This is a genomic window from Clostridium sp. KLE 1755 (assembly GCF_000466465.2).
In the GTDB taxonomy this organism is placed as follows: Bacteria; Bacillota; Clostridia; order Lachnospirales; family Lachnospiraceae; genus Eisenbergiella; species Eisenbergiella porci.
The window spans coordinates 14317-39305 of record NZ_KE992693.1; the positions used below are offsets into that span (position 1 = coordinate 14317).

General features: G+C 47.8%; 18 protein-coding genes. 1 reads left to right on the forward strand and 17 read right to left on the reverse strand.

Going from position 1 to position 24989, the window contains the following annotated elements; all coding sequences use genetic code 11:
- Positions 1–72 precede the first annotated feature (72 nt).
- The 10 genes from HMPREF1548_RS09480 to HMPREF1548_RS09530 all read right to left on the reverse strand — a co-directional run bounded on the left by HMPREF1548_RS09480 (position 73) and on the right by HMPREF1548_RS09530 (position 15204).
- Positions 73–1128, reverse strand: coding sequence for an ABC transporter ATP-binding protein (locus HMPREF1548_RS09480; RefSeq protein ID WP_021635798.1), 1056 nt, complete (start codon positions 1126–1128; stop codon positions 73–75).
- Positions 1129–1923, reverse strand: a complete 795-nt coding sequence (locus HMPREF1548_RS09485) for a hypothetical protein (RefSeq protein WP_035321655.1) — start codon at positions 1921–1923, stop codon at positions 1129–1131.
- The gene (locus HMPREF1548_RS09490; protein ID WP_021635800.1) at positions 1920–3761 is read right to left on the reverse strand and encodes an ABC transporter ATP-binding protein; all 1842 of its coding nucleotides are present in this window, start codon (positions 3759–3761) and stop codon (positions 1920–1922) included. The genes HMPREF1548_RS09485 and HMPREF1548_RS09490 overlap by 4 nt, the downstream gene beginning before the upstream one ends.
- A gap of 95 nt (positions 3762–3856) precedes the next feature.
- The gene (locus tag HMPREF1548_RS09495) at positions 3857–4726 is read right to left on the reverse strand and encodes a YitT family protein (RefSeq protein ID WP_021635801.1); all 870 of its coding nucleotides are present in this window, start codon (positions 4724–4726) and stop codon (positions 3857–3859) included.
- An 84-nt stretch (positions 4727–4810) separates the two neighbouring features.
- Complete coding sequence (gene abc-f, locus HMPREF1548_RS09500; RefSeq protein ID WP_021635802.1) at positions 4811–6769, reverse strand: ribosomal protection-like ABC-F family protein; 1959 nt, start codon at positions 6767–6769, stop codon at positions 4811–4813.
- A gap of 609 nt (positions 6770–7378) precedes the next feature.
- Positions 7379–8011, reverse strand: a complete 633-nt coding sequence (locus tag HMPREF1548_RS09510; RefSeq protein ID WP_021635805.1) for a nuclease-related domain-containing protein — start codon at positions 8009–8011, stop codon at positions 7379–7381.
- 24 nt (positions 8012–8035) lie between these two features.
- Positions 8036–12232, reverse strand: coding sequence for a DEAD/DEAH box helicase (locus tag HMPREF1548_RS09515; protein WP_021635806.1), 4197 nt, complete (start codon positions 12230–12232; stop codon positions 8036–8038).
- Positions 12233–12335: 103 nt separating this feature from the next.
- Positions 12336–13802, reverse strand: coding sequence for a DUF389 domain-containing protein (locus HMPREF1548_RS09520; RefSeq protein ID WP_021635807.1), 1467 nt, complete (start codon positions 13800–13802; stop codon positions 12336–12338).
- A 212-nt stretch (positions 13803–14014) separates the two neighbouring features.
- Positions 14015–14485: a hypothetical protein gene (locus HMPREF1548_RS09525; protein WP_021635809.1), complete on the reverse strand. Its 471-nt coding sequence runs from the start codon at positions 14483–14485 to the stop codon at positions 14015–14017.
- On the reverse strand, positions 14485–15204 hold the full coding sequence (locus HMPREF1548_RS09530; protein ID WP_021635810.1) for a hypothetical protein: 720 nt from the start codon (positions 15202–15204) through the stop codon (positions 14485–14487). Before HMPREF1548_RS09530 ends, HMPREF1548_RS09525 begins: the two co-directional genes overlap by 1 nt.
- A gap of 251 nt (positions 15205–15455) precedes the next feature.
- Here HMPREF1548_RS09530 and HMPREF1548_RS09535 point away from each other — a divergent pair, with 251 nt between their 5' ends.
- Positions 15456–15893: a DUF4177 domain-containing protein gene (locus tag HMPREF1548_RS09535; protein WP_021635811.1), complete on the forward strand. Its 438-nt coding sequence runs from the start codon at positions 15456–15458 to the stop codon at positions 15891–15893.
- An 89-nt stretch (positions 15894–15982) separates the two neighbouring features.
- Here HMPREF1548_RS09535 and HMPREF1548_RS09540 read toward each other — a convergent pair whose 3' ends face one another.
- The 7 genes from HMPREF1548_RS09540 to HMPREF1548_RS09570 all read right to left on the reverse strand — a co-directional run bounded on the left by HMPREF1548_RS09540 (position 15983) and on the right by HMPREF1548_RS09570 (position 24865).
- Positions 15983–18496, reverse strand: coding sequence for an FAD-dependent oxidoreductase (locus HMPREF1548_RS09540; RefSeq protein WP_021635812.1), 2514 nt, complete (start codon positions 18494–18496; stop codon positions 15983–15985).
- A 170-nt stretch (positions 18497–18666) separates the two neighbouring features.
- On the reverse strand, positions 18667–19344 hold the full coding sequence (locus HMPREF1548_RS09545) for a Crp/Fnr family transcriptional regulator (protein WP_021635813.1): 678 nt from the start codon (positions 19342–19344) through the stop codon (positions 18667–18669).
- 81 nt (positions 19345–19425) lie between these two features.
- On the reverse strand, positions 19426–19695 hold the full coding sequence (locus HMPREF1548_RS09550) for a 4Fe-4S dicluster domain-containing protein (RefSeq protein ID WP_021635814.1): 270 nt from the start codon (positions 19693–19695) through the stop codon (positions 19426–19428).
- 14 nt (positions 19696–19709) lie between these two features.
- Positions 19710–21647, reverse strand: a complete 1938-nt coding sequence (locus tag HMPREF1548_RS09555; protein ID WP_021635815.1) for an FAD-dependent oxidoreductase — start codon at positions 21645–21647, stop codon at positions 19710–19712.
- A gap of 111 nt (positions 21648–21758) precedes the next feature.
- A complete protein-coding gene (locus tag HMPREF1548_RS09560) occupies positions 21759–23177 on the reverse strand; it encodes a sodium:solute symporter family protein (protein WP_021635816.1) in 1419 nt (472 codons plus the stop codon).
- Between the two features lie 211 nt (positions 23178–23388).
- Entirely contained in the window at positions 23389–24351 is a 963-nt protein-coding gene (locus HMPREF1548_RS09565; RefSeq protein ID WP_035321702.1) for a tRNA dihydrouridine synthase, read from the reverse strand.
- A 193-nt stretch (positions 24352–24544) separates the two neighbouring features.
- Positions 24545–24865, reverse strand: a complete 321-nt coding sequence (locus tag HMPREF1548_RS09570; RefSeq protein WP_021635818.1) for a hypothetical protein — start codon at positions 24863–24865, stop codon at positions 24545–24547.
- Positions 24866–24989: the final 124 nt, after the last annotated feature.

The window sequence follows — 24989 nt, forward strand, 5'->3', positions numbered from 1 at the left end:
AATTCTGGTTATTAGTATATATATTTGCATGTTTATAACAGCGCTTAATTACTGTTTCTTCCCTTCTGCATATTATTGGTAGTATTGTGCCTGAGCATTCCATAATTCATAGTATTTTCCATTCCTATTTTGAAGAAGCTCATCATGTGTTCCGCACTGAATAATTTTTCCTTGATCGAATACCAATATCCTTTTGCAAAATCTGCAGGATGAAAGTCTGTGTGAAATGAATATGGCTGCTTTTGTACCGACAATCTGATTAAATTTGCTATAAATTTCAGATTCTGCAATTGGATCAAGTGCTGCAGTAGGCTCATCAAAAATAATAAAAGGGGCATCTTTATAGAAAGCTCTTGCAATTGCAAGCTTCTGTTCTTCTCCGCCTGAGATTTCCAGACCTTCAGCATCTATATTTTTAAATAGATACTGGTTAAGCTTTTCAGGCAGGCTTTCAGTCTTCTCATTAAGACCAGCCTTCGCTAGCGCATCCCATACTCTGTTTTCATCATAATGGACAGAAGCTGCAACATTTTCTCCTATTGGGAATGCAAAGATCCTGAAATCCTGAAATACAACAGAAAATAGTTCAAGGTATGCATCACGATCATAATTATTAATCCGGATTCCATTCAAAGTGATATATCCTTCCTGAGGCTGATAAAACCCACATAACAATTTTATCATTGTCGTTTTACCGGAACCATTTACTCCAACAACAGCGGTCTGGCTGTTTGATGTTATCCTAAAAGATATATTTTTTAATGCATATTCATCTGCTGAGGGATATTTAAAGCTTACATTATGAAATTCTATTTCCCAGCCCTTTTGTGCTTTTGGAATCAGACCTTCTTTGGACGATATCTTCGATATATCAATATATTCATACAAAACTTTCAGATAATCATTATTACTGATGATCTGTGATACCGAAACAAAAAGATTTTGAATAGAAGAAATCAGAATTACGATGGACGCGTAGCTTTGAGATACATTACCTAAACTGATATATCCTTTAAGTGCTCTTAAACCAATAACAACATATGTAAATCCACCAATAAATGTTGAAATGATTACATTGGTACCAAAATACTTTTGTATCAGTCCGGATCTTCTGATTAAGATATTCATCTAGGGTTTGCGGGCTTTATTCCACAAGTCATCAATAATTAAATCTCTTTGGTTAAAGATACGTATATCTTTGGCAGCCTTATCATCCTCCATGTAATTAAAATGGTAATAATCAACATAGCGGTTCGTGGCACAATTTTTATAAAGGTCAAATTCCTCCTTGCTTTCTTTGCGAGAATTTCTTACAGTCAATGCAATACACCCAATTATAATTAAAGTGTATAATAAGCCGGCTCCAAATGAAGAAAAAAGATTACTTTTTCCAGATGTTTTTATAAGAACTCTTGCAATGATAATCACTGCAGTTATAAATGAGATACTGTTAGCTGCCATACTTGTAATCAGGTCAATGATACTTGTAATCCCTCCATTTGTCATAAACATGGAGCCCACAATCTTGGAATGAAGCTCATTATACTTTGGATCTTCCATTTTGTCATAATCTAATTTCAGCTTAAGGTTATTCAGAAATTTTTTGAATTCATGATGAAACGACACATTCATAATATTTATCTTTTCTTGCAAAAAGATAGATAATATATTGAAAAACAAAGTGCCTGATATTACAATAAGAACACAGCAAAATAATACATCAGAATTTCTCTCTCCGGCCAATTCGTCAATAATCAAAGCTGACAAACAGATTGCTATATAAGGAGTTAAGGCATCTATAAATGCTTTTATTAAATTGATATTTAACATATTAGGCGATAATTGTGAAATTATGGATAAAGCCCTCTTTATTAAACCTATATTCTCAGAAAAACTGCTCTTCTCTCCTTTCATTCTTTTCACGCCTCTACCTCCACGGCATCACCCTTATAGTATTGACTTTGTACGTCATATAGTTCTTTGTATTTTCCTGACAAATTCATTAATTCATCATGTGTTCCGCTTTCCACGATTATTCCATGATCTAACAATATGATGCGATCACAGAATTTTGTTGATGAAAGACGGTGTGAAATATAAATTGCAGTACGATTTTTAGTAAGCTCATTATATTTTAAGTACATTTCCTGTTCTGCAATTGGGTCCAGGGCGGCCGTTGGTTCGTCCATAATAATTAATGGGGCTTCTTTAAAGATTGCACGTGCCAGCATTAACTTCTGTGTTTCTCCGCCGGACAAGTTAATTCCGCCTTCAGTCACAGAAGGCACTAATTCTGTGTCCATACCATATGGCAGCGATAAAAGTTTTTCTTCCAATCCGGCTAATTTTACAGCCTTATGCAGTTTTTCCCTGTTGATACTGTTTTCATTGTTATATCCGACGTTCATTGCTATGCTCATTGGCAGAAGGCACACATTCTGAAATGACGCACTGATCATTTTATAATATTCATCCCTGTTGTATTCACTTATATCAATTCCATTGAAGAAAATTTTACCTGATTTTGGCGGTAGAAGTCCGCAGGCCAGCTTAATCAGAGTAGTCTTTCCAGCCCCATTATTTCCCACCAATGCAAGCTTCTCACCTTTATGTATCGTTAAATTGATATGATTTAATATGGGACGATCAGTTCCCTCATATTGAAAACTTACATCTTCGAATTTTATTTCACATGCTGCCTTCACATTCGGGTTTACAGAGCTCTTTTCTCTGTTCATATGATCTTTAGTCTCAATCAGGTTACGATAGTCATCTACAAGATAGTTGGCAATAGTTAAATTGCCGATTCTCGTTACGATTTGGCTTAACCATTGTCCAAGACCGGTAATTGCTCCAAAATAAAGCGTAAAATCACCGATTGTCATATTGGAATGGAACATTTTCCATAACAAATAAAAATATGCCCCTCCGGTACGGGCAAATACCAATAATGCTTCTGCCAGATGCTGGTTTGTATCCTTTCTTAGCACCCTCTTCTCTAATTCATTTGATTCCTTTATATACTTATCCGTGTTTTCATTGATCCAATTCATCATCTTATAGATTTTAATATCTTTTGCCATGAGTGAATTGCCAATATCGTCCAAAACATAACCCAGGCGCCTATTAACAGAAGCTCTTTCTTCTTTAACACTGTTTTTCCCTTTTTGTACTTTGACTGAAATAACTCCATCGATCAAATATGTAATAAGCAAAATCAATATAACAACCGGATCCAATAACAAAATAACTGTACTAAAGGAAATCAGTACCAGCACGCTCTTCAGAAATTCGGTCAGATTGATATAGTAGGATGCCATGTTAACATATACGTTTCTGTTTATGGCACTATGTCCTTTTTCAATCTTCATTTTTCCCTCTTTTGATGTTGCTATGCTATAATCCATATCCAGAGCTTTCCAGTCTTTCCCCAGGTAAAAGCGCATATTTAAGATTCGGATTGCTCCAATTATTATGCTTTGTTCTAAATAAAAACTTAAGTAACGGAAAATAACTAATACCACTGTTAAAATAACAATATGAAATAAAAATTCACTGCTGGAAACAGACCGGCTGATGGAATCCAATACTGCTTTTGGAAAATAGATTGCTGTTAATGAAACGACTAATTCGGAAAAAATACGTATTAACCATACAAACACTGGTTTTTTCTCAAAGTTCCATTGTTCCTTGATCATAAACCTGAAATTATTTAGTACGCCGTGAGTTGTATGTTCCTTATTCCGTACATTGACATTCATGAAGCTTCCCCTTATATGCACTGACATTTTTATTCTGGCAATCGCTTTCCAGAACAGAAGCTGTTTATGCTGTTTTAAGTTCTATTGTCGCAATATCACCAAACCTTCGGCCGGTAGCGCATATCTGTGACCGTATAAACCGTTATAAATGCCTCAGGGTCCTCATGGTTAATATAATTCATTAACTTCTGGTACTCACTTTTATTTACAATAGTAATGATTTCGTTATGCTTTTCCAGATTGTAAGCGCCGATTGCCTCATAGACGGTAGCGCCACTGTGCAGGGTATTGATAATAAAATCTCTCAGCTGTCCTTCTTTTTTTGTGATAATGCAGACCCGCCGCTTTACATTCTGCCCGAAGATAAAATGATCCAAAATCATGCCATTCAGATAGGTTCCCAGGATGCTGAGGATTACCGTCTTTTTGTCATAAATCAGGGCGGAGGAAAGCGCCACGCACATTCCGGAAAGAGACATGGCCTTACCCAATTCCATATGCAGGTACTTATTCATGATTTTAGCCACAATATCGAGCCCGCCGGAAGAAGCATTTCTGTTGAATAAAATACTCAGCCCGATGCTGACTACGAAAATATAGCAGACTACATCCAGCTCCGCGCTGCCCGTCATTGACTGGTTATCCGGCAGTACCCGTTCAAAAATGCCTAAGAATACGGGCAGAAGAATGCTTGTGTAGACCGTCTTGACACCAAAGGTCTTTCCGCAGGTAAAGAAACCAATCACCAAAAGTATCACATTTAAAATCATTGTGATGGCTGATATGGATAAGGGAACAAAATTGGAAAGCACTATGGCCAATCCGGAAATACTGCTCACCGAAGCATGGCTGGGTATCAGGAAAAAATATACCGCCGCCGAAATAACGGCTACCGCTGCTGTCAATACCAGCATTTCCATAAACCATCCTGCCTGTTTTGCCTGCTTTTTTTGATTCTTTTCCATAGTTCCATTCTCCTTTTACCTGCTTTTTTCAGGACGCTTCCTGAAAGGAACGATTAAAACGTTCTCTTTTATTATCATTCATTTTTACCCTTCCGTCAATTCCAGCCATTCCTCCATTTTTTCATCAATCTGGTTTTCCAGTCTTTTTTTCTCAGCTTCCAGCTCCAGCAGCCTCTCATAATCAGTTCCTGCCGCTGCCGCATCGGCCTCGCAGGTGTTTTTTAATTCCTCCAGCATCCTGATTTCCTGCTCCAGCTGCTTCTGGCGGTATTGGTTCCGTCCGCTTCCTGTCGCAGCCGGTTTAGCCGGGACAGTGTTTGTTTCCCACCTCCTTTCCGTTTTCTTTTCCGTTTCCTGAGCGGGCGCAATTGGCATGGCGGCTCTTTTTGCCTTTTCCTGCCGGTAATATTCATAATTGCCGGCATAGCTGCAGGCGCCTGTTTGCGTGATTTCCACCATCCTGTCGGCCATTTTGTTCAGGAAATACCTGTCGTGGGATACAATAAGAAGCGTCCCCTTAAATTGTTCCAGCGCTGTTTCCAGATTTTCTCTGGAAAGAATGTCCAGATGGTTGGTTGGCTCATCCAGTATCAGGAAATTGATGCCCTGGCTATTTTCTCCGGGAGTATACACCCCGGTCTGCATCAGCCTGGCCAGATAAAGTCGGCTTTTCTCGCCGCCGGACAGATTTTCCACCTTTTTAAAAACACTTTCACCGGTAAAAAGATATCTGGACAGTTCTTCACGTGCCTTGCCCTCCCCGATAACCAATCCATCCCGAAAGGCCTCCAATACGGACACATCCTCCCTGGGGAAATGCACCTGCTGCGGCAGATAGCCGATTCTGGCGCTGGCGCCCACACGGATGCTCCCTGCGTCTGCCGGAAGCTCACCCAGTATCATACGGAGCAGCGTTGTCTTTCCGCACCCGTTTCTTCCAAGCAGAGCCACATGTTCCTGATAATACACCTCCAGATCGAGATTGGAAAAAAGCTTTTTATTACCAAAGCTTTTTGCAACGCCTTCCAACAGCAGAACATCCTTTCCGGAACGCTCACCCTCCTCAAAAGTTACCCGCATTCCCGGGCCCTCGTTTTTCGGACGCTCCACTTTTTCCATCCGATCCAGCCTCTTCTGCATGGAGGCCGCCCGCTTATACATACTCTCATTATCAGCCTGCGCGGCCCAGGAACGCATATCCTTGATTGCCTTTTCCATAGCCTTAACTTTCTTCTGCTGTTCCTTGTAAGCATCCAGCTGCCGCTGCCTGCGCCGTTCCTTTTCCTCCAGGTAATAAGAATAATTCCCCAGATATTCCACGGCCGTCCCGTCCTCTACCTCCAGGATTCTGGTAGCCGCGGCATCCAGAAAATACCTGTCGTGGGAAACCATAAGCACAGTCCCTTTATAGTTCTTCAAATATTCCTCCAGCCACTGCAGCATGGACATATCCAGATGGTTCGTAGGTTCATCAAGCACCAGGATATCCGGATTCTGCAAAAGGACCTTTGCCAGGCAGGCCAGCGTCTTTTCACCTCCGCTGAGCGTCCTGAACTCCGCCTCCAGAAATTCGCCGGACAGCTTAAGCCCCGTACAGATACGCGCAAAACGCTCCTCCATTTCATATCCGCCGCCTGCCTCATACCTTTCCTGCAAAAGGGTATATTTTTTCAAAAGAACATCCATATCCTCTTCGCCCCCGGAACCTGCAGCATTCTCCAACGCTCTTTCCAGCGCCTGCATCTGCTCCTGCAGCATTACTAACTCGCAAAAAGCCTGCTCGCACACCTGCCTTACCGTCATTTTCTCTTCATAAACAGGCATCTGCTCCAGATAACCTGTCACTGCATTTTTGCGGATGGATACACATCCTTCATCCGGCGCCTCCACTCTGGTAATCAGCTTCAGAATGGTGGATTTCCCGCAGCCGTTTTTTCCAATTACGGCCACCCGCTCACCCTCCTGCACCTCAAAGGTAATGTTTTCAAGCACCAGCTGTGCTCCATAATACTTTTTCAATTGACTGCATGATAACTCTATCATTTTTTACTCTCCTTCTTCCCGAACCGGCCCACTCCCCTCATTCTGCCTGAGCCGGCTCCAACGCGCCTGTCACACGTTCCGCCGCCATAAAAAAAGCACCAACAGGCTGCCATAATTTACCGCAGCCTGCCAGGGCCTCTCCTTCTGTATACGATAAACACTCCGCGGCCCCGCACAAAAAAATGCAAAGTCCTGCCGGCTGTTCACCATATCCATCCATATAATCCTCAGATATACAAAAAAAGACCCGGGGAGCAATACCGCCCGGATCCTGATATCATCCTATAACTTCTCGATCGCCGCTTCCCGCACTGAAAAAATACGGAAAACCAAGTTCAGAAATCACTTACCCTGCCGCACAAAACGCGGCTTCCGGTTTCGGTTGCTCACTTCCTGATATGCAATTTTGGGCAGACTCCACCTGTGATCCGGAATAAACATGTATAATTCCGCACATAGATATCGGCAATCTGTCTAAAATTGTATGACCAGGAACAAATCCGACCATCTTTCTTTCCTTCCTTTGCAATCTTTGTGTTTCATAATAACATGACATAACAATAAAAGCAAGCTGGAATCTCAAACTCTTCGACAAACGAAATCCAGTCCCTACAGCTTTTCAAGCCGTTCGCACACGCGGTCTATATCCTGAGTCTTCAGAAACCGTCTGTTATGGCGGAATATATCCGCCACAGCCGCAGAAAGCCCATAAACAGGCAGGGCGAAACGGTTTTCTCCCATATATCCGGCCGTAGCCAGCAAACCCGCCTTTCCGAAAACCGCGATGGAATAATAAGGAAGCCAGGGCATGTCTTTAAACTCCCACTGCATCCGGTCCAGAATCCGCTTATTTTCCAGGAAAGGATTATACAGATAATTGCGGCAAGAAAGAAACCAGCCCTCCCGGAAGGACTGTATCCAGTAACGCCCCTCCGGATTGCCGGAGATCACTCCCGGGAAATTCCCGGAATAAATTACATAAATACCTGATTCATGGATCATCACCACATCCGCACCGCCGGTCCGTCCCAATTCATCCGTCAGACACAGATCTGTCAGAATCCTTTTATATCCGGCCACAGGCCTGAGAATATCCAGAATCTCCTCCGTACAGGTTTCCCTTTTAGTAAAGGAGCAGTCATAATAAGAGCTATGACTGTACTTTACATCGTAGGGATTATAGGAGGCTCTTTTTTTATACATATAAATAAACAACAAAATTAAAACGAGTAAGCTCAGCATAATTTCCGCCGCTTTCCTCCTGCACTAACGGTACAGGACGTAATCCTGCATTTCTCTGATAAAACCGGCGCCGGACAGCGCGCCGGACACTTCTGCGGGATAATCCTTCACAACAATCCGTTTCAATCCGGCAAAAATACGCTTCTGCCGGAAATCCTCCACAAACAGCTGCATGAGCGCAAGGCATTCCTCCGGTGGACATCCGCCGAAAAAGCGGAGTGTTTTTCCCTGCCGCTCCATGACCGCAATGGGATTTCCGCCCTTCATGGCAACCAGGGTTCCGGGAATGCAGGTAAAGCCTTTCCCCTCCTGATGCGTCAGCACCTTTCCCCAGATCTGCGCCGGATCAGACGCATTCAGCCATTTTATTTCCTGTTCTGGTTTTTCCAGGGCCAGTACCGTACTGTGAAAATCCTTTTCCCGGATAAACTGTGCCCCGGAAAGACCTTCCACAAAATACCCCCTGCGGACCTGTCCCGTATATTCCCGGATACGCAAGACGGAAAGCGCCGCCTGCCAGGACATATTCCAGGAAGCCACAGTTTCCCGGCACAAAATAATGCTGCGGTCAAAGCAGCGCTCCCATTCCTGGCCGTTTGTTTCCTTCTGAGGCCTTACCACGTCCCAGCGCCCTGCCTGCAGAGCCATTACGCGCGCGTTCACCCGCTGCCTTGCGGTTGCTTTTTTTATTTTATCCCGGTCAAGCCACTGTCTGACGGGGACAAAGCTGTCTGCATATACAAGTCCCTTTTCCAGAAGGGAGAGCAGAATCCCGTGGGGAGATTCCCCTTCCAGCAGACCCTTCAGCGCCTGCATAAAGCTGGCGCCGCGCTTTAACAGAGCCTGGTAGATGATTTGTTCCTTTTCCGATAACGTTTCCAGATTAGGGGAAAGATCTGCTTCCCAGTCAGTGTTTTCCGGATCATCAAAGCGGAGCATACCGCCTTCCTCCATATGCCAGAAAAAGGTGCCTTCAGCTAAAATGGCGTCCAGCAGGGACTCTCTGTAGCCCTTCACTCTCGCCGGCAGAATAACGCTTTCCCATAATGACGCAGGGAAAGGGTGTCCTGCAAATATGGATAAGGTCCGTTCCAGCTGTTCCCCGGAAGGCGCATGAATACTCATTCTGGAAAGGAGCAGCGCTTCATAGGAGGCGGCTGGCCGTGTCTGTATCTGGTTTCGCCTGTTTTTCAGAGTCTGCCTGCGGGCTCTGTCATACAGCTTTCCGTGATAATACACACCTTCACTTTCCACGGCCTCTTCCCGGCAGACAAGCTCGTCCAGTATTTCCAGGGCTTCTGTTTCCGTCCAGAAATAACGCTGTGCCGTCTGCCAGGCGGTCTGCCCTCCCCGGTATCTGAGCAGCCGCCTGACAATGTGAAGCCGTGCCTGGACCGTCTCTGTGTCCGTTTCCGGTTTTGCAAGCGGCAGAAGTTCCCCATCCTCTGATTCACAGACGGAAAGCGCAAGGAGATACTCCTCCCTGTGTTCCATGGCTATCCACAGTCCGGGTTCAAGATATGCCGCCCGGCCCTGGGCAGCCAGACTTTCCAGCCACTCCACAGGGACCTCCAGTTCCCTGGCGGTAAGATCTCCTTCCGTCATCAGCAGGGTATGCAGCTGCTTTTCATCCTCCGGAAGATGGCGGCGTTGCTGCACACCCGCCAGTTCCTCTTTCCCGGCGGCAATCATCTGCGCCTGCTTCAGCTCATCCTCCACCGCAGCCTGGACTCCTCTGGTGGTGGGATAATAATCATACATGACCGCGGCTTCCTGTGCCCACTGCAGGGGAAGTGACATGGGAGAAGGTGTTTCCGAATGAAATTCGCGTACGCTGATTGCGCCGGATCGGATGTCATGAAGAATCTCCTTCACTCCCTCCGGATCCCATATCTGTGTCAGGCATTCCCGCATTGTCTCCCGGATCAACGGATGAGCCTTCTCCAGGGACACTCCTCCGGAAGTATCCTTTACCAGCGTATCCAGCATTTCCGCACTGCGGAGACGTTGCATCCACAGAGGAAGCCTGCCGCTTTTTTTGACCCCCATCATCAAAGCCCTGCCGCTGTTATAACGGAAAGCAATACCGAAAATAGGCGTTGCCGGAAGAAGGGCTTCCAAAACAGGAACCACACTTTCCGGATCCACCTGATAAAGCAGGCCCTCCGGCATCCGCTCCTCTCCGTAGGAATACAGAAGGATGCCATCCTCTTCCTCCACACAGCCAACATTGATGCCGGCCCGCTGCCTGGCAGCCTGCTGCAGAAGCAGCGCAAGCGGCGCATTTACACGCTTGCCGAACAGAGAATGTATCATAATCTGCGCGTTGCCAGACTGATCCCGGAAATGCTCCACAAGAATCGTCTTATCGTCAGGCAGGCCATCCGTTGCCTGGACCTGTCTTTTAATAAAGCCAGCCGACAGATCAGCGGCCGCATCATCCAACCCAAGCCTGTTCAGCACCTGAACCAGGCTTCCTTTCTCACAGGCCTCCTGCAATTCATGGTAAATACGGCCAAAGGCCTTACTGGTACGAAGATCCCTTCCTTTTAACTCTCCTTTCCAGAACGGCACTCTGGCTCCCTCCAAAGGCGCCTGGGCAACGGTGACCGAATCCCGGCTGATATCCTGAATCTTCCATGCAAAAGCGCCCAGCAGAAAACGGTCGCCCTTCTGGGATTCGTATACGAATTCCTCGTCTACCTCCCCCACCTTGACTCCATCGCCTGTACGTACTGTATAAAGACCTTTATCCGGTATGGTACCTCCGGCGGATACGGCAAGCATCCGGCTGTATCCGTCTCCCTCCACACGCCCGTGAATCCTGTCATATAATATCCTCGGGCGGACCGGAATATCCCTGTCATGCTCAAAATCCCCTGCCAGCATGCCAAGAACAGAGTGGACATCCTCCCTGGTTATTTCCCGGAAGGGATAAGCGCGCGGCAGGATTTCCATAACCTCATCCACCTCATAACCGCGGAAAGCCGCCATGGATACCAGATGCTGCGCCAGCACATCCAGGCAGCCCTCCGGCGGATTGGCATGCTCCACCCCGCCCCGCCTGGCCAGTTCTGCCGTCATGCCGCACCAAACGCCCTCAGGCGCTGTACGGGGAAAAAGATACATCACGCTCACCCGCCCCGGGTTATGCCCGGCGCGGCCCAGCCGCTGCATGGTGCCGGAAATGGTTTTCGGGCAGCCGACCTGAAGCACCTGGTCGATTTCTCCCACATCAATGCCCAGCTCCATGGAAGAGGTGGCGCACAAAAGGCGCAGGCTTCCGTCACGCAGCGACTGCTCCACCTCAAAACGCTGTTCTTTTGACAGGCTGCCATGATGAACCCTGGCGAAGCCGTCTCCTCCCAGAAGATTCACATAGTAAGCCAGTTTTTCCGCATAACGGCGTCCCTCCACAAAAGCGATGACGCTGCGGCTTCCCTGACAATGGCGGTAGACCAGCTCCGCCAGCTCTTCCCAGACAGGATCCTTGCGTTTCCCCTTAGCGGCATCCGCAAAGGGACTGGTTATCACAAGCTCCACTTCTTTTTTCATGCCTGGGGATACAATGGTTACCGGATCAGGCGACAGATAGGACGCCGCCAGGGAAAGCGGTTCTATGGTTGCTGAAAGCCCGATGCGCTGCAGAGGCGCTTCGCAGATTTTATCCAGCCTGGCGACGGAAAGCATCAGATGCGCTCCGCGTTTGGTATCAATCATGGCGTGAAGCTCATCCAGGATAATGGCCCTGGCGCTGCTAAGCACAGACTGTCCTGATTTGCTTGTGAGCATCAGATACAGGGATTCCGGCGTGGTAATCAGAATGTGCGGCGGATATTTCACCATGCGCTGCCTGTCCCTCTGGGGCGTATCTCCGGTACGGATCGCTACGTCGATCAGATCGGTCCCGCCGCCGGAAATACCGTCCAGAGGACGGCGCAGATTTTCCCTGATATCGCCTGCCAGGGATTTTAACGGCGAAATGTAAATCAGCTGCAACTTCCTTGGAAGCGTCCCCTCTCTCGCCTGCTTCATCAGCCTGTCAATGAACACAAGAAAGGCGGAAAGCGTTTTGCCCGTTCCTGTGGGAGCTGATACAAGCGTATGCTTTCCTCCTGCAATCGCAGGCCAGGCTTCCTTCTGCACTTGAGTGGGTTCTCCCAGCGCAGCCGCAAACCAGTCCGCAGTTGTCTTATCAAAAATTGTCCGCATATCCGTCATTCATATTCCTCATTCATTACTGTAAAAGGGACTGACAGACGGATTTCGACAGCAGTTCTAAAACTGAACTGCCGCCTTTTTTCCTCTGTCTGCCGCTTTTTATTTATATTCCATCCGCTTCCTCTGCATCCGGATTCTCCGCACTATTTTCTTCCGGCACGCTGTTTTCAGAGATACTGTCAGCTGATACGGAATTTTCGGAAATTCCCGGAAGCAGCCGCCAGGAAGCTGTCACCTCCTGTCCGATAATCCGGGACGCCCATTCTTCTATTTTTTCAAGCTGCGCCTTATCCAGGGGAGTATCTGTCTGAAGGATAAGCAGGTATTTTTCCACAACCACCTTCTTCTCTTCATCCAGCCCTCCCAGCGCGGCACAGTCCAGGTCCTTGATCTGGGGATAGAAAAGGGGGAGTTCGTCCATCAGCTGTTCCTTCAGAGAGGCGCTGAAGGAAAACTGGGCATAGGCAGGCCAGTACAGCTCTGTTTTCTCTGACAATGCCTTGGTTTTTTCCTCATAATCCAGCTGGATTTCCTCTCCTGCCGCAATTTCCGAATTAATCAGGTTTTCCACCTCTTCCTTACTGATACCGCCCGTAAATTCCGTCTGTGTCAGGTACAGCTTCATGCCCTTTAGCTGGCTGTAATCTGCCAGAGACTGTTCGATTGCATCCCGCGTGGCGCTGTCCAGGCGCTTGCCCACCACAGCCACGCGTATGATTCCGTTCTGCGTATCCAGGCTTTTGGAAACCACCTGCGTCTCATCAAAATCAAACTGTTTGGAAATAAAGCTGCTAAACTGGCTGTTGACCGCGCTGGTATTGATCATCTGGTAGGCTAAATAGACACTTGGCAGCACAGTGATAATCCCTACCAGCATCACATATATTTTCTGCTTGCGCAGCACCTTCCCGGAAATTTCCTGCTTTGCATGGACATGCATGATCTTGAGGACCACCACGGCCGAAAGGCAGATAAAAAAGCAGTTGATGAAAAAGAGATACATGGCCCCGCCGAAAAACTTCCAGGAATGACGGGCGATGCCATAGCCCGCTGTACAAAGGGGCGGCATCAGGGCGGTGGCAATTGCCACACCGGGGATAACGTTGCTTACCTTCTCTTCCCTTGTAGTTCCGATAATTCCTGCAAGGCCGCCGAAAACGGCTATCAGGACATCCCATATAGTAGGCGAGGTTCTGGCCAGCAGCTCGTTGGACGGCGCTGTTATGGGCGACAGCATGAAATATACGGTGGATACCATCACACAGAACACCACCTGGAAGGCAAGCTTCATAAACGCATGTCTGACATATGCCATGTCATAGGTGGCAATCCCGTAACCTATATTCATAATCCCGCCCATGAGCGGAGAAATCAGCATTGCCCCTATAATAACAGCGGTGCTGTTCATATTCAGTCCAATGGAAGCGATAAACATGGCTAAAATCATAATGCACATGTTCGTTCCCCTCAGCTGCCCTCCGCTCTTTATTCTGTCCGCTATTTCCTCCTGAGACGCACAGTCCGTGTTCAGATTAAAGGTGTCGATCAATATTTTCCGCAGCTGGTTCATTTCGTGGTACCGCCTTCCATAGGTTTCTTTTGTATAATTTGTTATGAAAATAGTAATGTTTTGACTTTCCTATTATATCGCGTTCCGTGATAGAATCCAAACGAATTTTTAATATTTTCAGGAACTGTTTTTAAAATTTCCTGAAACTGTCCGGTCCCTTCACAATTACTGCTTTCCTGACTGCCTTGAATACGCGTCATATATTTCCCCATTTATACATAAGGCCTTTCATCCCTGTAATAGACGGCATGTCCCTGATTATGCTTCAATCCTATGGAGCGGTAGATATCCTCTTCCGTCCCTTCCACAATATAGGCAACCGTAAAAGTATTTCCCAGTTTCCGGAGTTCTTCGGTAAGCAGGTTCCCCATACGGCCTGCAATCCCATATTTATCCTGTTCAATTACAGAACCGTTATTATATTTAAGATTATCCCCCTGAAGCTCACATTCCAGACAGAATTCCCGGATATCTGCCGATAATCCGTCAAACATGGCGCGTATCAGCCCGACCAGCTTGTCCTCATAAAAAGCGCCGACGATGTATGCGGGAAATTTTAATGGCTTTACCGCGGTTTCTTTTCCGTAACCGACCTCGCATATATCGTTGCGTACATAAAAATCCCATAACTGATCCTCTGTAATTTCAGGCATATATTGAATTATTATTTTGCTTTGTTCCATTACTTTTTCTCCTTTACCCTTTCTACTGCATGAAGGCAGTTTGCTATTACAGTATTGTTTATACTCCGGTATTCCGATCGGCTTTTTGACATACGCATGGGCAGCTTGCGCATCCGTTCTTCCAGCCGGCATAAACAGCGTATCGAATCCTCCGAGTGAATTTCCCATAAGGTCTGGAAAAAATATAACTCTGTCTGGCATACCGTATTTTTGGCGCCCGACAAAATAGTATCGGTTATATTAGTAATATACATTTCAATCCAGCCGGCTTCTTCCGGGAAAACCACAGATACAAAACGCAGAGCGGAAATTGAAATTTCAAAGCACTCTCCCGTGGGGCAAAAACGTCCGTAGCAGTTCTTTCTTATTCTCTGCTTTGTCTGTTCACATGCAAAAAGCAGGACGGGATTGTCAGGCTGCAGAAGATATGCTGCTCTAAGCAATTCCAGTTCACAATAGTTCAGATAAAAAATTTTTGTTTTCGGCCGGAAACCATTCATGGTACGAAATCCATCCGGGATGCTGCCTCCAAATTTCAGATAAAGAGGACACATTATTCCTTTATCAGGAACCAGCAGAACACTGCGCTCCCAGTCCAGCAGCTCCCCCAGGACAGCCATAAACTTTTCTTTTTCCTCTTCAGTAAATTCCCTTTGTTCTGTTTCCGCATGGTGAAACAAATCAATCATCTCCGCTGCCTTCATCCCCAACTGACACATAAGCCCGTCCTCCCTGCTTTTCAGTTCGTTTCATTGATACCTATGCCTATCATACATTCCTTTTAGGCTTCCGGCAACTTGAATCTGTATGAGATGGAAAAACGTCATTAAAACTATTTAATTGCGTCATAGGCACACAGCATTACAGTACCGCCTGCCATCCGAATGGAGAATTTGTATATTTGCATAATACCAGTTATAATACAGACAGAAACCAAACGACAGGTGCTCCTTGCGCAGAAAGGTAAAATGTGAAGGAATGCCCTAACTGTCACGAACTGGTCGGCGACAGCGTAAAAATCTGCTTCAACTGCCATTATGATTTCAGCCTGAAAAGGGTGGTTGATTCCTCACGGATTGCTGAAGAGAGAAGGAATGAGGAACTGCGTATCCAACAGCTCAAGGAGAACCAGAGGGAAGAAATAAAAAAAAGGAACTTGTTATACCTGAATTCCGAATATGAATATAAAACTGTCGTTATAAACGATTTAATAACGGGAGAAATTAATTCGGAAAAGCTTCAGAAAACACTGGAGAGCTATGCCCTTAACGGCTGGCGTCTGCATTCTGTATTTACAAATGAAGTGGGCAGGAACTCAGGCGGTTCTTTTACAAGCTTTCAGGGTGTTTCCATCAATGCTGCCATCGTTCAGACCATATTTATTTTTGAACGGCGTATCAAGGTGTAAAAATTAATGACAGAACCGCCCGGCAAAGTCACTTTACCGGACGGTTCTGGTTTTGTATTCTCCAGAAAGCTTGCTGCTTTCCCTTAATTTTATACAAAGAGATTAACATTGGAGACTTCTGCATCTCCCAGATAAGAAGCTACGCCGGCTAACTCCACACCATCTATAAGCTCTTCTTTTGTTATGCCCATCACGTCCATGGACATGGTGCAGGCCACCAGGCGGACACCCTGGGCCATGGCCTGGCGCATCAGCTCTTCCAGAGAGCTTACGTTTTTATCCTTCATTACCTTTTTCATGAGCCTGGTTCCCATGCCGCACATGTTCATGTTGGAAAGCTTCAGCTTCCCTGTGCCCCTTGGCATCATCATTCCGAACATACGATCCAGGAACGGTTTTTTCACCTTTACCTTTTCCGGCTTACGCAGTGCGTTCAGTCCCCAGAAGGTAAAAAACATGGTAACCGGCCTGCCCATGGCCGCCGCCCCGTTGGCGATAATAAAGGCTGCCAGCACCTTATCCAGATCACCGTCGAAAACGATGATGGTCTTACCCTGGTTTTCGGCAGGATACTGCGTTGTTCCGGAACCGGACGGACAGGCGCAGCCTGACGCGGCGGTTCCCTCCGCGGGATTTTTGCAACCTTTTTCAATCGTAACCTTATTTTCACGGTTTTCTCTTTCCACGTTTACCAGCCGGTTTCCGGTTCTGCTGCACCAGGCCTGCACATCCCTGGCAAAGCCCATGTCTGTCGCTGTGACACAGAGCTGCTCCCCCTCTTCCATCTCTTTGAGCGCTTCATTTACCTTCATGATAGGCCCCGGGCACTGCATGCCGCAGCAGTCAAGGATCTTTATGCTTCTCTCCTTTTTCGGAAGGCTTTCCTCTTTCATCTTCGGCTCCTTCTGCGGAAGGCTTCCCGCATATTCTTTGTAGTGATAGGATTTATAAAAGGCGCTGCCGCCCTCCAGGACCCGTACCTTCAGAAAGCCGGACTGCTGCAGGATGCGGGCCGCATTATAGGAACGCACGCCGATGGCGCAGTAGGGAATAATCAGCTTTGAACGATCCAGCTCATCCAGCCTGCCGCGCAGCTCTCCCAGGGGAATGTGGACGGAACCCGGAAGCGCGAAAACCATGCGTTCCACATTTTCCGTGATATCCAGGATCTGGTAAGTGTCCTTCGCAGCCTCATCTGCCTGCAGCTTTTCCAGTTCACGGACTCCTATGAAGGAAACCAGCCCGTTTCTCACATTTTCAGCAACAAAGCCAGCCATATTTACAGGATCCTTGGCGGAGGAATAGGGCGGCGCATAGGCCAGCTCCAGTTCTGCCAAAGCATCTGTTGTGCCGTGCAGACGCATGACGGAGGCAATGGTATCCACTCTTTTATCCACGCCGTCCTGACCGATGATCTGCGCGCCTAAAATCTTTGCCGCCCCATCAAAAATGAGTTTCAGCGTCATGGGAACCGCGCCGGGATAATAGCCTGCATGGGATTTCTGCTGAATCAGTATTGTGTCATAATCCCGACCCTTCTTTTTGCCGGAGGCGAGGAGCGTCTTTTCATTGATTCCCACGGCGGCAGCCGTCAGGTCAAAGCATTTCGCGACACTGGCGCCCAGGGTCCCTTCATATACTTTTTTATCACCTACGATGTTGTCCGCACAGATTCTGGCCTGCTTGTTTGCCGGACCGGCGAGGGGGATCATGGTTTTATTACCCGTAGTAAACTGAGTCACCTCAATCACATCTCCCACCGCATAAATGTTGGGGACGCTGGTCTGCAGATGGCCGTTGACCACAATGCCTCCCCTTTCGTTCAGCGCCAGGCCGGCATCGGCGGCAAGCGCGCTGTTAGGACGTACGCCGATGGAAAGAATGACCATATCCGCGTTTACCTTCCTGCCGCCAGACAGCAGGATTTCCACCTGCCCGTTCTCCTGTCCGAAGCTCTTAACCCCATCCTCAAGCAGCAGCCTCACGCCGTTCAATTCTATATTTTCATGGAGCAGTTGGGCCATTTCATAATCCATGGGAGCCATTACCTGGTTCTGCATTTCTATAATGGATACCGCAAGCCCTGCCGCATGAAGGTTTTCAGCCATCTCCACCCCGATAAAACCGCCTCCGATTACCGCTGCGCTTCGGGGATGGTTTTCCTGCACAAAGGCTTTGATCCGATCTGTGTCGGCGATATTCCACAGGGTAAAGATATGTTCTCCGTTAATTCCCGGAATACCGGGCTTCAGCGGGGATGAGCCTGTGGCGATAATCAGGTGATCATAGCTTTCCTCATAGGTTTCTCCCGTAAGCAGTTTTTTTACCGTTACCTTATTTTCTTCGGGCCGGATGGCGGTTACCTCATTCTTCACCCGGACATCAATATTAAATTTGCTCTTCATTCCTTCCGGCGTCTGAAGCAGAAGCGCCTCCCTGCTTCGGATTACATCTCCTATATAATAGGGCAGCCCGCAGTTGGCAAAGGAAATATAACCGCCCTTCTCCAAAACCACGATTTCCATGCCCTCATCCCTGCGGCGCAGTCTTGCTGCTGCTGTGGCCCCGCCGGCCACACCGCCGATAATCACTGTTTTGCTCATAAAAATACACTCCTTTACAGTAAGCTGATGGACTCATCTTACCTTATGGAGTGTATTTCTTCCGTAACCAGGTCACATAACATACAGGGACCCCTGCGCCCTTCATCGTTCGGGAAAGGATACGTTTTGACGGCTGATTGATTCTGCTGCCATACACACCCTTCCTGCCGCTACTGCCTGGCCAGTTCCTTCAGCCGTTTCTTATCTTTCAGCCGGACCCTGCCCCGGCCCAGCTCCACCATACCCTCATTTTCAAAATATTTAAGCATCCGTGAAACAACCTCACGCGCGCTTCCCGTATATTTGGCGATCTGGTCATGGGTCATGGTCAGCGTATCCTTTCCTGTCTTTGCGGACTCATCGATGAGAAAAACTGCCAGCCTGCGGTCAAAGCTCATGAACAGGATCTGCTGCATCGTCCACATCACATCGGAAAAACGTTCTGTGGTCTGCTTGTAAATAAAATTTTCCACATATATATTTTCATCGGAAAGCTTCTTAAAAACAGCGGTGGGGATGACAGTTACCCTGCTGTCTTCCTCTGCGTCAATGAGAATCTCAAAGGTGATTTCCTGCATAAAACAGGATGCACTAAGAATACAGGCCTCTCCCTCTTCAATACGGAAAAGCGTGATATCCCTGCCATCCTCTGATTGGATATATACCCGCAGCGCTCCTGCCTGCACAAGGATTACCCCCACACAGTCCTCCGAAGCCTTGTGAATGAAGCTTCCCCTGGAATACGTCATCTCAGCGGCGCTGCGGCAGATACTTTCCATTTCCGCAGCAGTCAGCTTCTCCCAGAAAGGAAAAAAATCTTTCAGCTGCCCACATTTTTCCTTCTCCATATATTCTCCCCTTTCCCGGCTATTTCCTGCCGATATCTGAAAAAAGTCCCGATAAATGAAAAGGGACCGCCGCAGGCGATCCTATTTCACCGGTACGAACTTCGCCTGGTTCATCAGCGGATGCTCCAGGGAAATCGCCCCTTTATTCGGGCAGGCCATTACACAACTGCCACAATAATAACATTCTCCCGGATAAATAACAAGAGGGTGCTTTCCCCTGACCGGGTTTGGTATCATAATATCCACCTGGCATACATCGGCGCAGCGGTTGCAGCCGACACACAGGCTTTCGTCAAACTTCAGCGGCCTTGCACTGCAGGGCACTACGGAAGCCGTCAGTTCCTTTTCCATGCTCGCTTCTCCTTCTACCGTAATCTGCTGCCAATATAATCCTGGTTCCGTTTTTCATATTCCTCTTCCACATCCCCGAAATATCCAAGCGGCACTCTTCCCTTCACGGCTTTTCCGTTTTCCTGGCGGATGGTGATAAAGCATTTGTCGGCTTCCGGGTCCATCTGCGGATAATCGCTTCGTTCAAAGCACAGAGGCTTTGAACTGGATTCCCGGAACAGACATGCCTGCAGAATCATTTTTGCAACCTCTAAAATATCAAACACCTCATGGGCGCGCATCAGCTCATGCGGGTTATCCGCCTTTACCAGGGGAACCGCTTCCTTCTCATAGCTGTTTAAGAGGGCCAGCCCCTCCTCCAGGAGAGCGCTGCATTTTATTCCGCCGCAGTAGTTCTGCATGGCCTTTGAAACCGCCATATTCAGCTCCCTCCAGTCCATGCCGTCCTCCACATAAAGCGGCGCATACAGGCGTGTTTTTTCCGCTTCAATTTGCTGCCTGTCTGGAACTGCCAGTTCCACATCTTCTATGGAATCCGCAGCCTTTCTGCCCGCATAATATCCGGTTGCGGCAGCAAAACCACAGCAGTCCGAGGCAAAAAGCTGATCCCCGGCAGCATAGATCCCGTCAATATTCGTTTTCAGATCCCAGTCATGCATGATGCCGCCGGGCGCGCCGAACAGCTGCCGTTCCTGAGCCAGAAAAGCCGCGGACTGCCAGCCGTTTCCGTAGCTCTGCAGCATATGCTTTTCCGGGTCAAAGCCGCGTTTTGTATAGTTTTCCAGAATCGGGATCTTGGTTTTTCCCTCTTCGCCTACCATCATGCCCCAGATAACCTTGCGTTCCATTTCAGGCATCCGGCTCAAATCCGCATAAAAAGGAAGCTGGTAGCCGCGTTTTATCAGTTCGTCAAAGGGCAGGGTTTCCGGTCCTCTGTATTCATATTTCGCTTCGTCAATTACGCCGCCCTTGAGGAAGAATTTCTGCCCGGGCGCAGGATAATAACGCTCTGATACGGTTTTCAGCTCCTTGCCATCCCGGTCCACATAAGGGATTTCCACGCCTCTGGCATCCACCATGGTGGCCGCGTACCAGGTATTGTGGTTATTTCCGGTGCCATAGGGAGGAAAGCTCCGGCCGGCCGCTGAAAACTCGCCCTTCACCGACTTTTCCATCATGGTAAATTCGATCCCGGCCCGGTATCCCATGGCATGGCCGCTGCCGATGCTCTGGGTGGGACGGAATTCGCACAGTCCAACCAGGTCAGGATTAAAAAGCCATACCCGGGCGGGACGCGACATGGTGAGTATTGTGGCCTTTGCCCTGAAAATCATAAATTTACCGGTACGCACATTCATGCCCAGCGCGCCTGTCCCTCTTTTTTTTCCATTAACCACGGCCGTCAGCAGGGCTGTGGCTTCCGTTCTGTCATAAACGGCCACACCAAGCTTTTTCAGCTCACGGTACAAAGCAGGCTTGAAGGTACTTCCCCACACACGGAGCGTAAAACGGTTTTTATAATCATAGGCGAACATGAGCCTGGTTTCTTCATCCCTGAACTCTGCGCCCTTGAACTCATCCTCCGTGTCCCGCACCTTTCCGCCGAAGCTTTCCATATCCAGCAGACGATCGTAGCCCTCCCTGCATTCGATGTAGTGGGCGATACCGTTGCTGTAATAATCCTGCTCTTCAATATAAGCCTCTGCGATTTCCTTGGGAGTCACCCGGGAACAGGGATTGGTACAGGCGGATTCCCAGTGGTCAAAGCCGCTGCCGGCCGCGCCGCTGCGCTCGGTAGCCCCTTTTTCCACAACGATCACCTTTTTCCCTTTCCGGGCCGCCGCGATTGCCGCATAGCAGCCGGCAAGTCCGCCTCCCAGGACGAGGACGTCGCAGGAAACCTCCTCCTCCTGCCCGATTTCATTTTTATATGGCCACTGATATGTACTCATATTTCCTCACAAAATAATTATTTTCTGTAACTGTCCGGAATCCTCGCAGTTACTGTATTTTTGCAGTACGGAGCATGTTTGGTGCGCTGTGCAGCCATTTGCCCCGCCGTATTACACATGTACTTTTTTCCCGTCCTTATCCAGGCTGCTGAAAATAACCAGCGCCGCTGCGGATACCAGATATGCGATCATCAGGGACAGGTCCACATTGATGATGCCGTAAAGCGGTCCGGGAATTCCGATAAAGAAGGAAACCACACCCACAATACCGCCGGCAATGGCAGCTGCGAAGGCTCCTTTTCTGGTAGCGCCCTTCCATAAAAGTCCGCCCAGAAGGGGAACCAGCATACTTCCCATATACGGATAATTGAAAATAATCATGGCATCCAGGATGTCGGTCATTTTAAATGCAAACAGGATACCCACGATGCTTCCGCCGAATACGGCAGCGCGTGAAATAAGCTTGGCCTTCGGAAGCTCGTCCAGGTTCTCCACCTCAGGATGGAGGAATTTATTGTAGAAGTCTCTGGAAAAAGAAGCTCCCAGGGACAGGATAACGCAGTTTGCGCTGGACATTGCCGCGGAAAGGATCGCTGCAATTACAATTCCGGCCAGGACCGGATGAAGCACGCCGGTTGCGGCAATGGTAAAAATACCGTCGGTTACGCCGGGGAACAGTATGGTTGACGCCGCACCGATGGTGGAACACAGAAGCCCGATGACAATGACGATAACACCGCCCCAGATACATCCCTTCGTAGCCGTCTTCGCATCCTTCGCTGACTGGATTCTCGCGTAAGCGTCATAGGATACGGAAATGGAAAGGAAGAAAGGCAATACCAGATAAATGAATTTCGTTCCCATTCCCTGAGGAATAAACGGTGTCATATAGATATCGGCAAAGCTTCCGCCCGCATGCATAAACTGAATCAGCGTGGCAATGGCCAGTATGGGAATACCCACAATAATAATTCCTGTCTGAATCACATCGGTTAAAACAACGCCCCACATGCCGCCGATGGTGCAGTAAATCAGAATAACCACGGCCGTGATTACAACACCTGCGCCGAAGGGAATGCCAAAGCCCGCCAGGATGCCGCCGCAGGCCAGCAGCTGGGCTATGAATATTCCAAGGAGGCTGGGAACATTGCTGATCCAGGCCCAGAAACGGATGCCTTTGCTGTCGCCGTAGCGCCTGGCAAAATAGTCAAGCGGTACATAGCCTTCCTCCTGACGCAGCTTTCTTGCGGTAAGAAGCCCTGCCAGAATCAGTCCGCCGCCGCAGCCTATAGAGTAATAGATTCCGGGCCATACGCCTTCGTTGTAGCCATTGGTCGCGCTGCTGAGCACGATTCCCACGCCGATTTGAACTGCCGCAAGGGTGATTGCCGTCATCGGCGCATTCAGCTTCCGTCCTGCCACCAGGAAATCCGAGGCCTTCTTATTTTTTCTGGATGCATAGATTCCCGTTCCGATCATGACCAGGAAATACACCACACAAATTGTTACAATAACTGTGTTTCCCCCCATAATTTCTGTCTCCTTTAGATGATTTATCTTGGGTTTTGCTTCGCTGTTTTTATGCGCTTTATTGCGAACACGCTTTAAAGCAGTAAAGCCATATTATTGTAACATTCCTGTACAAGGAAAGCAAGTCATTTTTCATTTCTTTTGCCTGCCTGAACTGTTACCCTGCTTTTTCGAAAGCTGAAGCTCCGTTTTTTTCTTATCCGCCATGAAATTATCCCATAGGCCTGAAGCCGGCGTTCTCTGCTATCTCCTGTTCCCGGAACAGACTGCGGACGGCCTCCTCATAATCGCACAGACGTTGCGCTTTCCTGATCTTTTTTACATATTTTTCAGAGTTGGAAAACAGGCAGCCCAGATAGTACCATAATTCCTTCATCCGGAAGAGTACATCCCGTTCGCCGGAGAGCACCTCTCTGTAATCCTGTTCCAGCTGTTCAAGGAAACGCTTTATTTCCTGCTTTCCTGGACGCTCCTCTCCCGCCAGTTCTCCCGGCAGGCCGGGATTTGCCAGGATTCCCCTGCCCAGCATTACCGTTTCAGTCTGCGGAAAGGCAGAGGTAAAACGTAGGTAATCCTCTGTGGTAAAAATGTCCCCATTATAAACGACCGGATTCCGGCTTAATTCCTGCGCTTTCCCAAAGGCCTCCCAGTTAGGCTTATTTTTATAATAATCCGTCTGTACCCTGGGATGGATAATCAGCTCCTTTAGCCGAAATTTATTGAAGATTTCCAGTAAAGGGCCGAATTCCTCAGCTTCCTCCAGCCCCAGCCTGGTTTTCAGGGATATCTGCATATCCAGAGCTTCAAATACTTCCGCAAGGAACCGTTCCAATGCTTCCCTCTCCCCCAGAAAGCCTGCCCCTTTTTTCTTGGACACCACGGTTCCCGAAGGGCAGCCCAGATTCAGGTTCACCTCCCGGTAGCCATATTCGGCAAGCTTTCTGGCCGTGCGGATAAAATCCTCCGCTCTGTTGGTCAAAATCTGCGGAACTACATACATCCCCTGATTGTGCTCCGGCAGAATATCATTCCGTTCTTTGGAATTCAGGGTCTTGTCCTGCTTCGGCGCAATAAAGGGTGTAAAATACTTGTCCATGGGATGGAATATACTGTGGTAGGCATTCCTGTATATGTAGCCTGTAATTCCTTCCATGGGGGCAAAATATAATTTCATTTCTGTTTTCCTTTCTGCATTGCTGTATCCTGTGACGTTAAACGGGCCGGAGAATTTTCCCCCGGTCCAATGTTTGATTTTGCACACAAAATTTCATTTCCCTATTATACTACGTTGTGTATGAATAAGGAAAGAAAAGAATCTTGCTTTAATTGCTCTGGCTTTACAGAACTACTGCTGTTTATTTATCGTATCAACAACAGCCATCCCGCAGATTCTCGGGCAGGCTGCTGTTTGGAGCGCTCTGCGATATCATCACTGTCCCGGCCGCAAGCACCAGCAAAACCAACAGGAACGCTAACAGATACAGGGAACGCATTAAACTGTTTTCACTTTCCCCCAAAAGCCCCAGCAGTACCGTTGTGATACGCCCTGTTTTCCGGTGTACCTTCTCATATGCCGCCGTTAGCCCAAGATAGCTTTTCATTGAAATGCTATCACCGCCGCTTCTTTTCACTTCATCGCTATTTTGCAGCTTTATCCCAATATACGGGACATCCTCTATTTCCTTCATAAGCTCTACCTTCTTTCAAGGTAAAACATAGCAATGGAAAATGACTTTTAAGTGAATCCCAGCTTATATAATTGTAAGAGGCCAAAAACGGATTCGCATAATTTTAACGCTTTTACACATACTG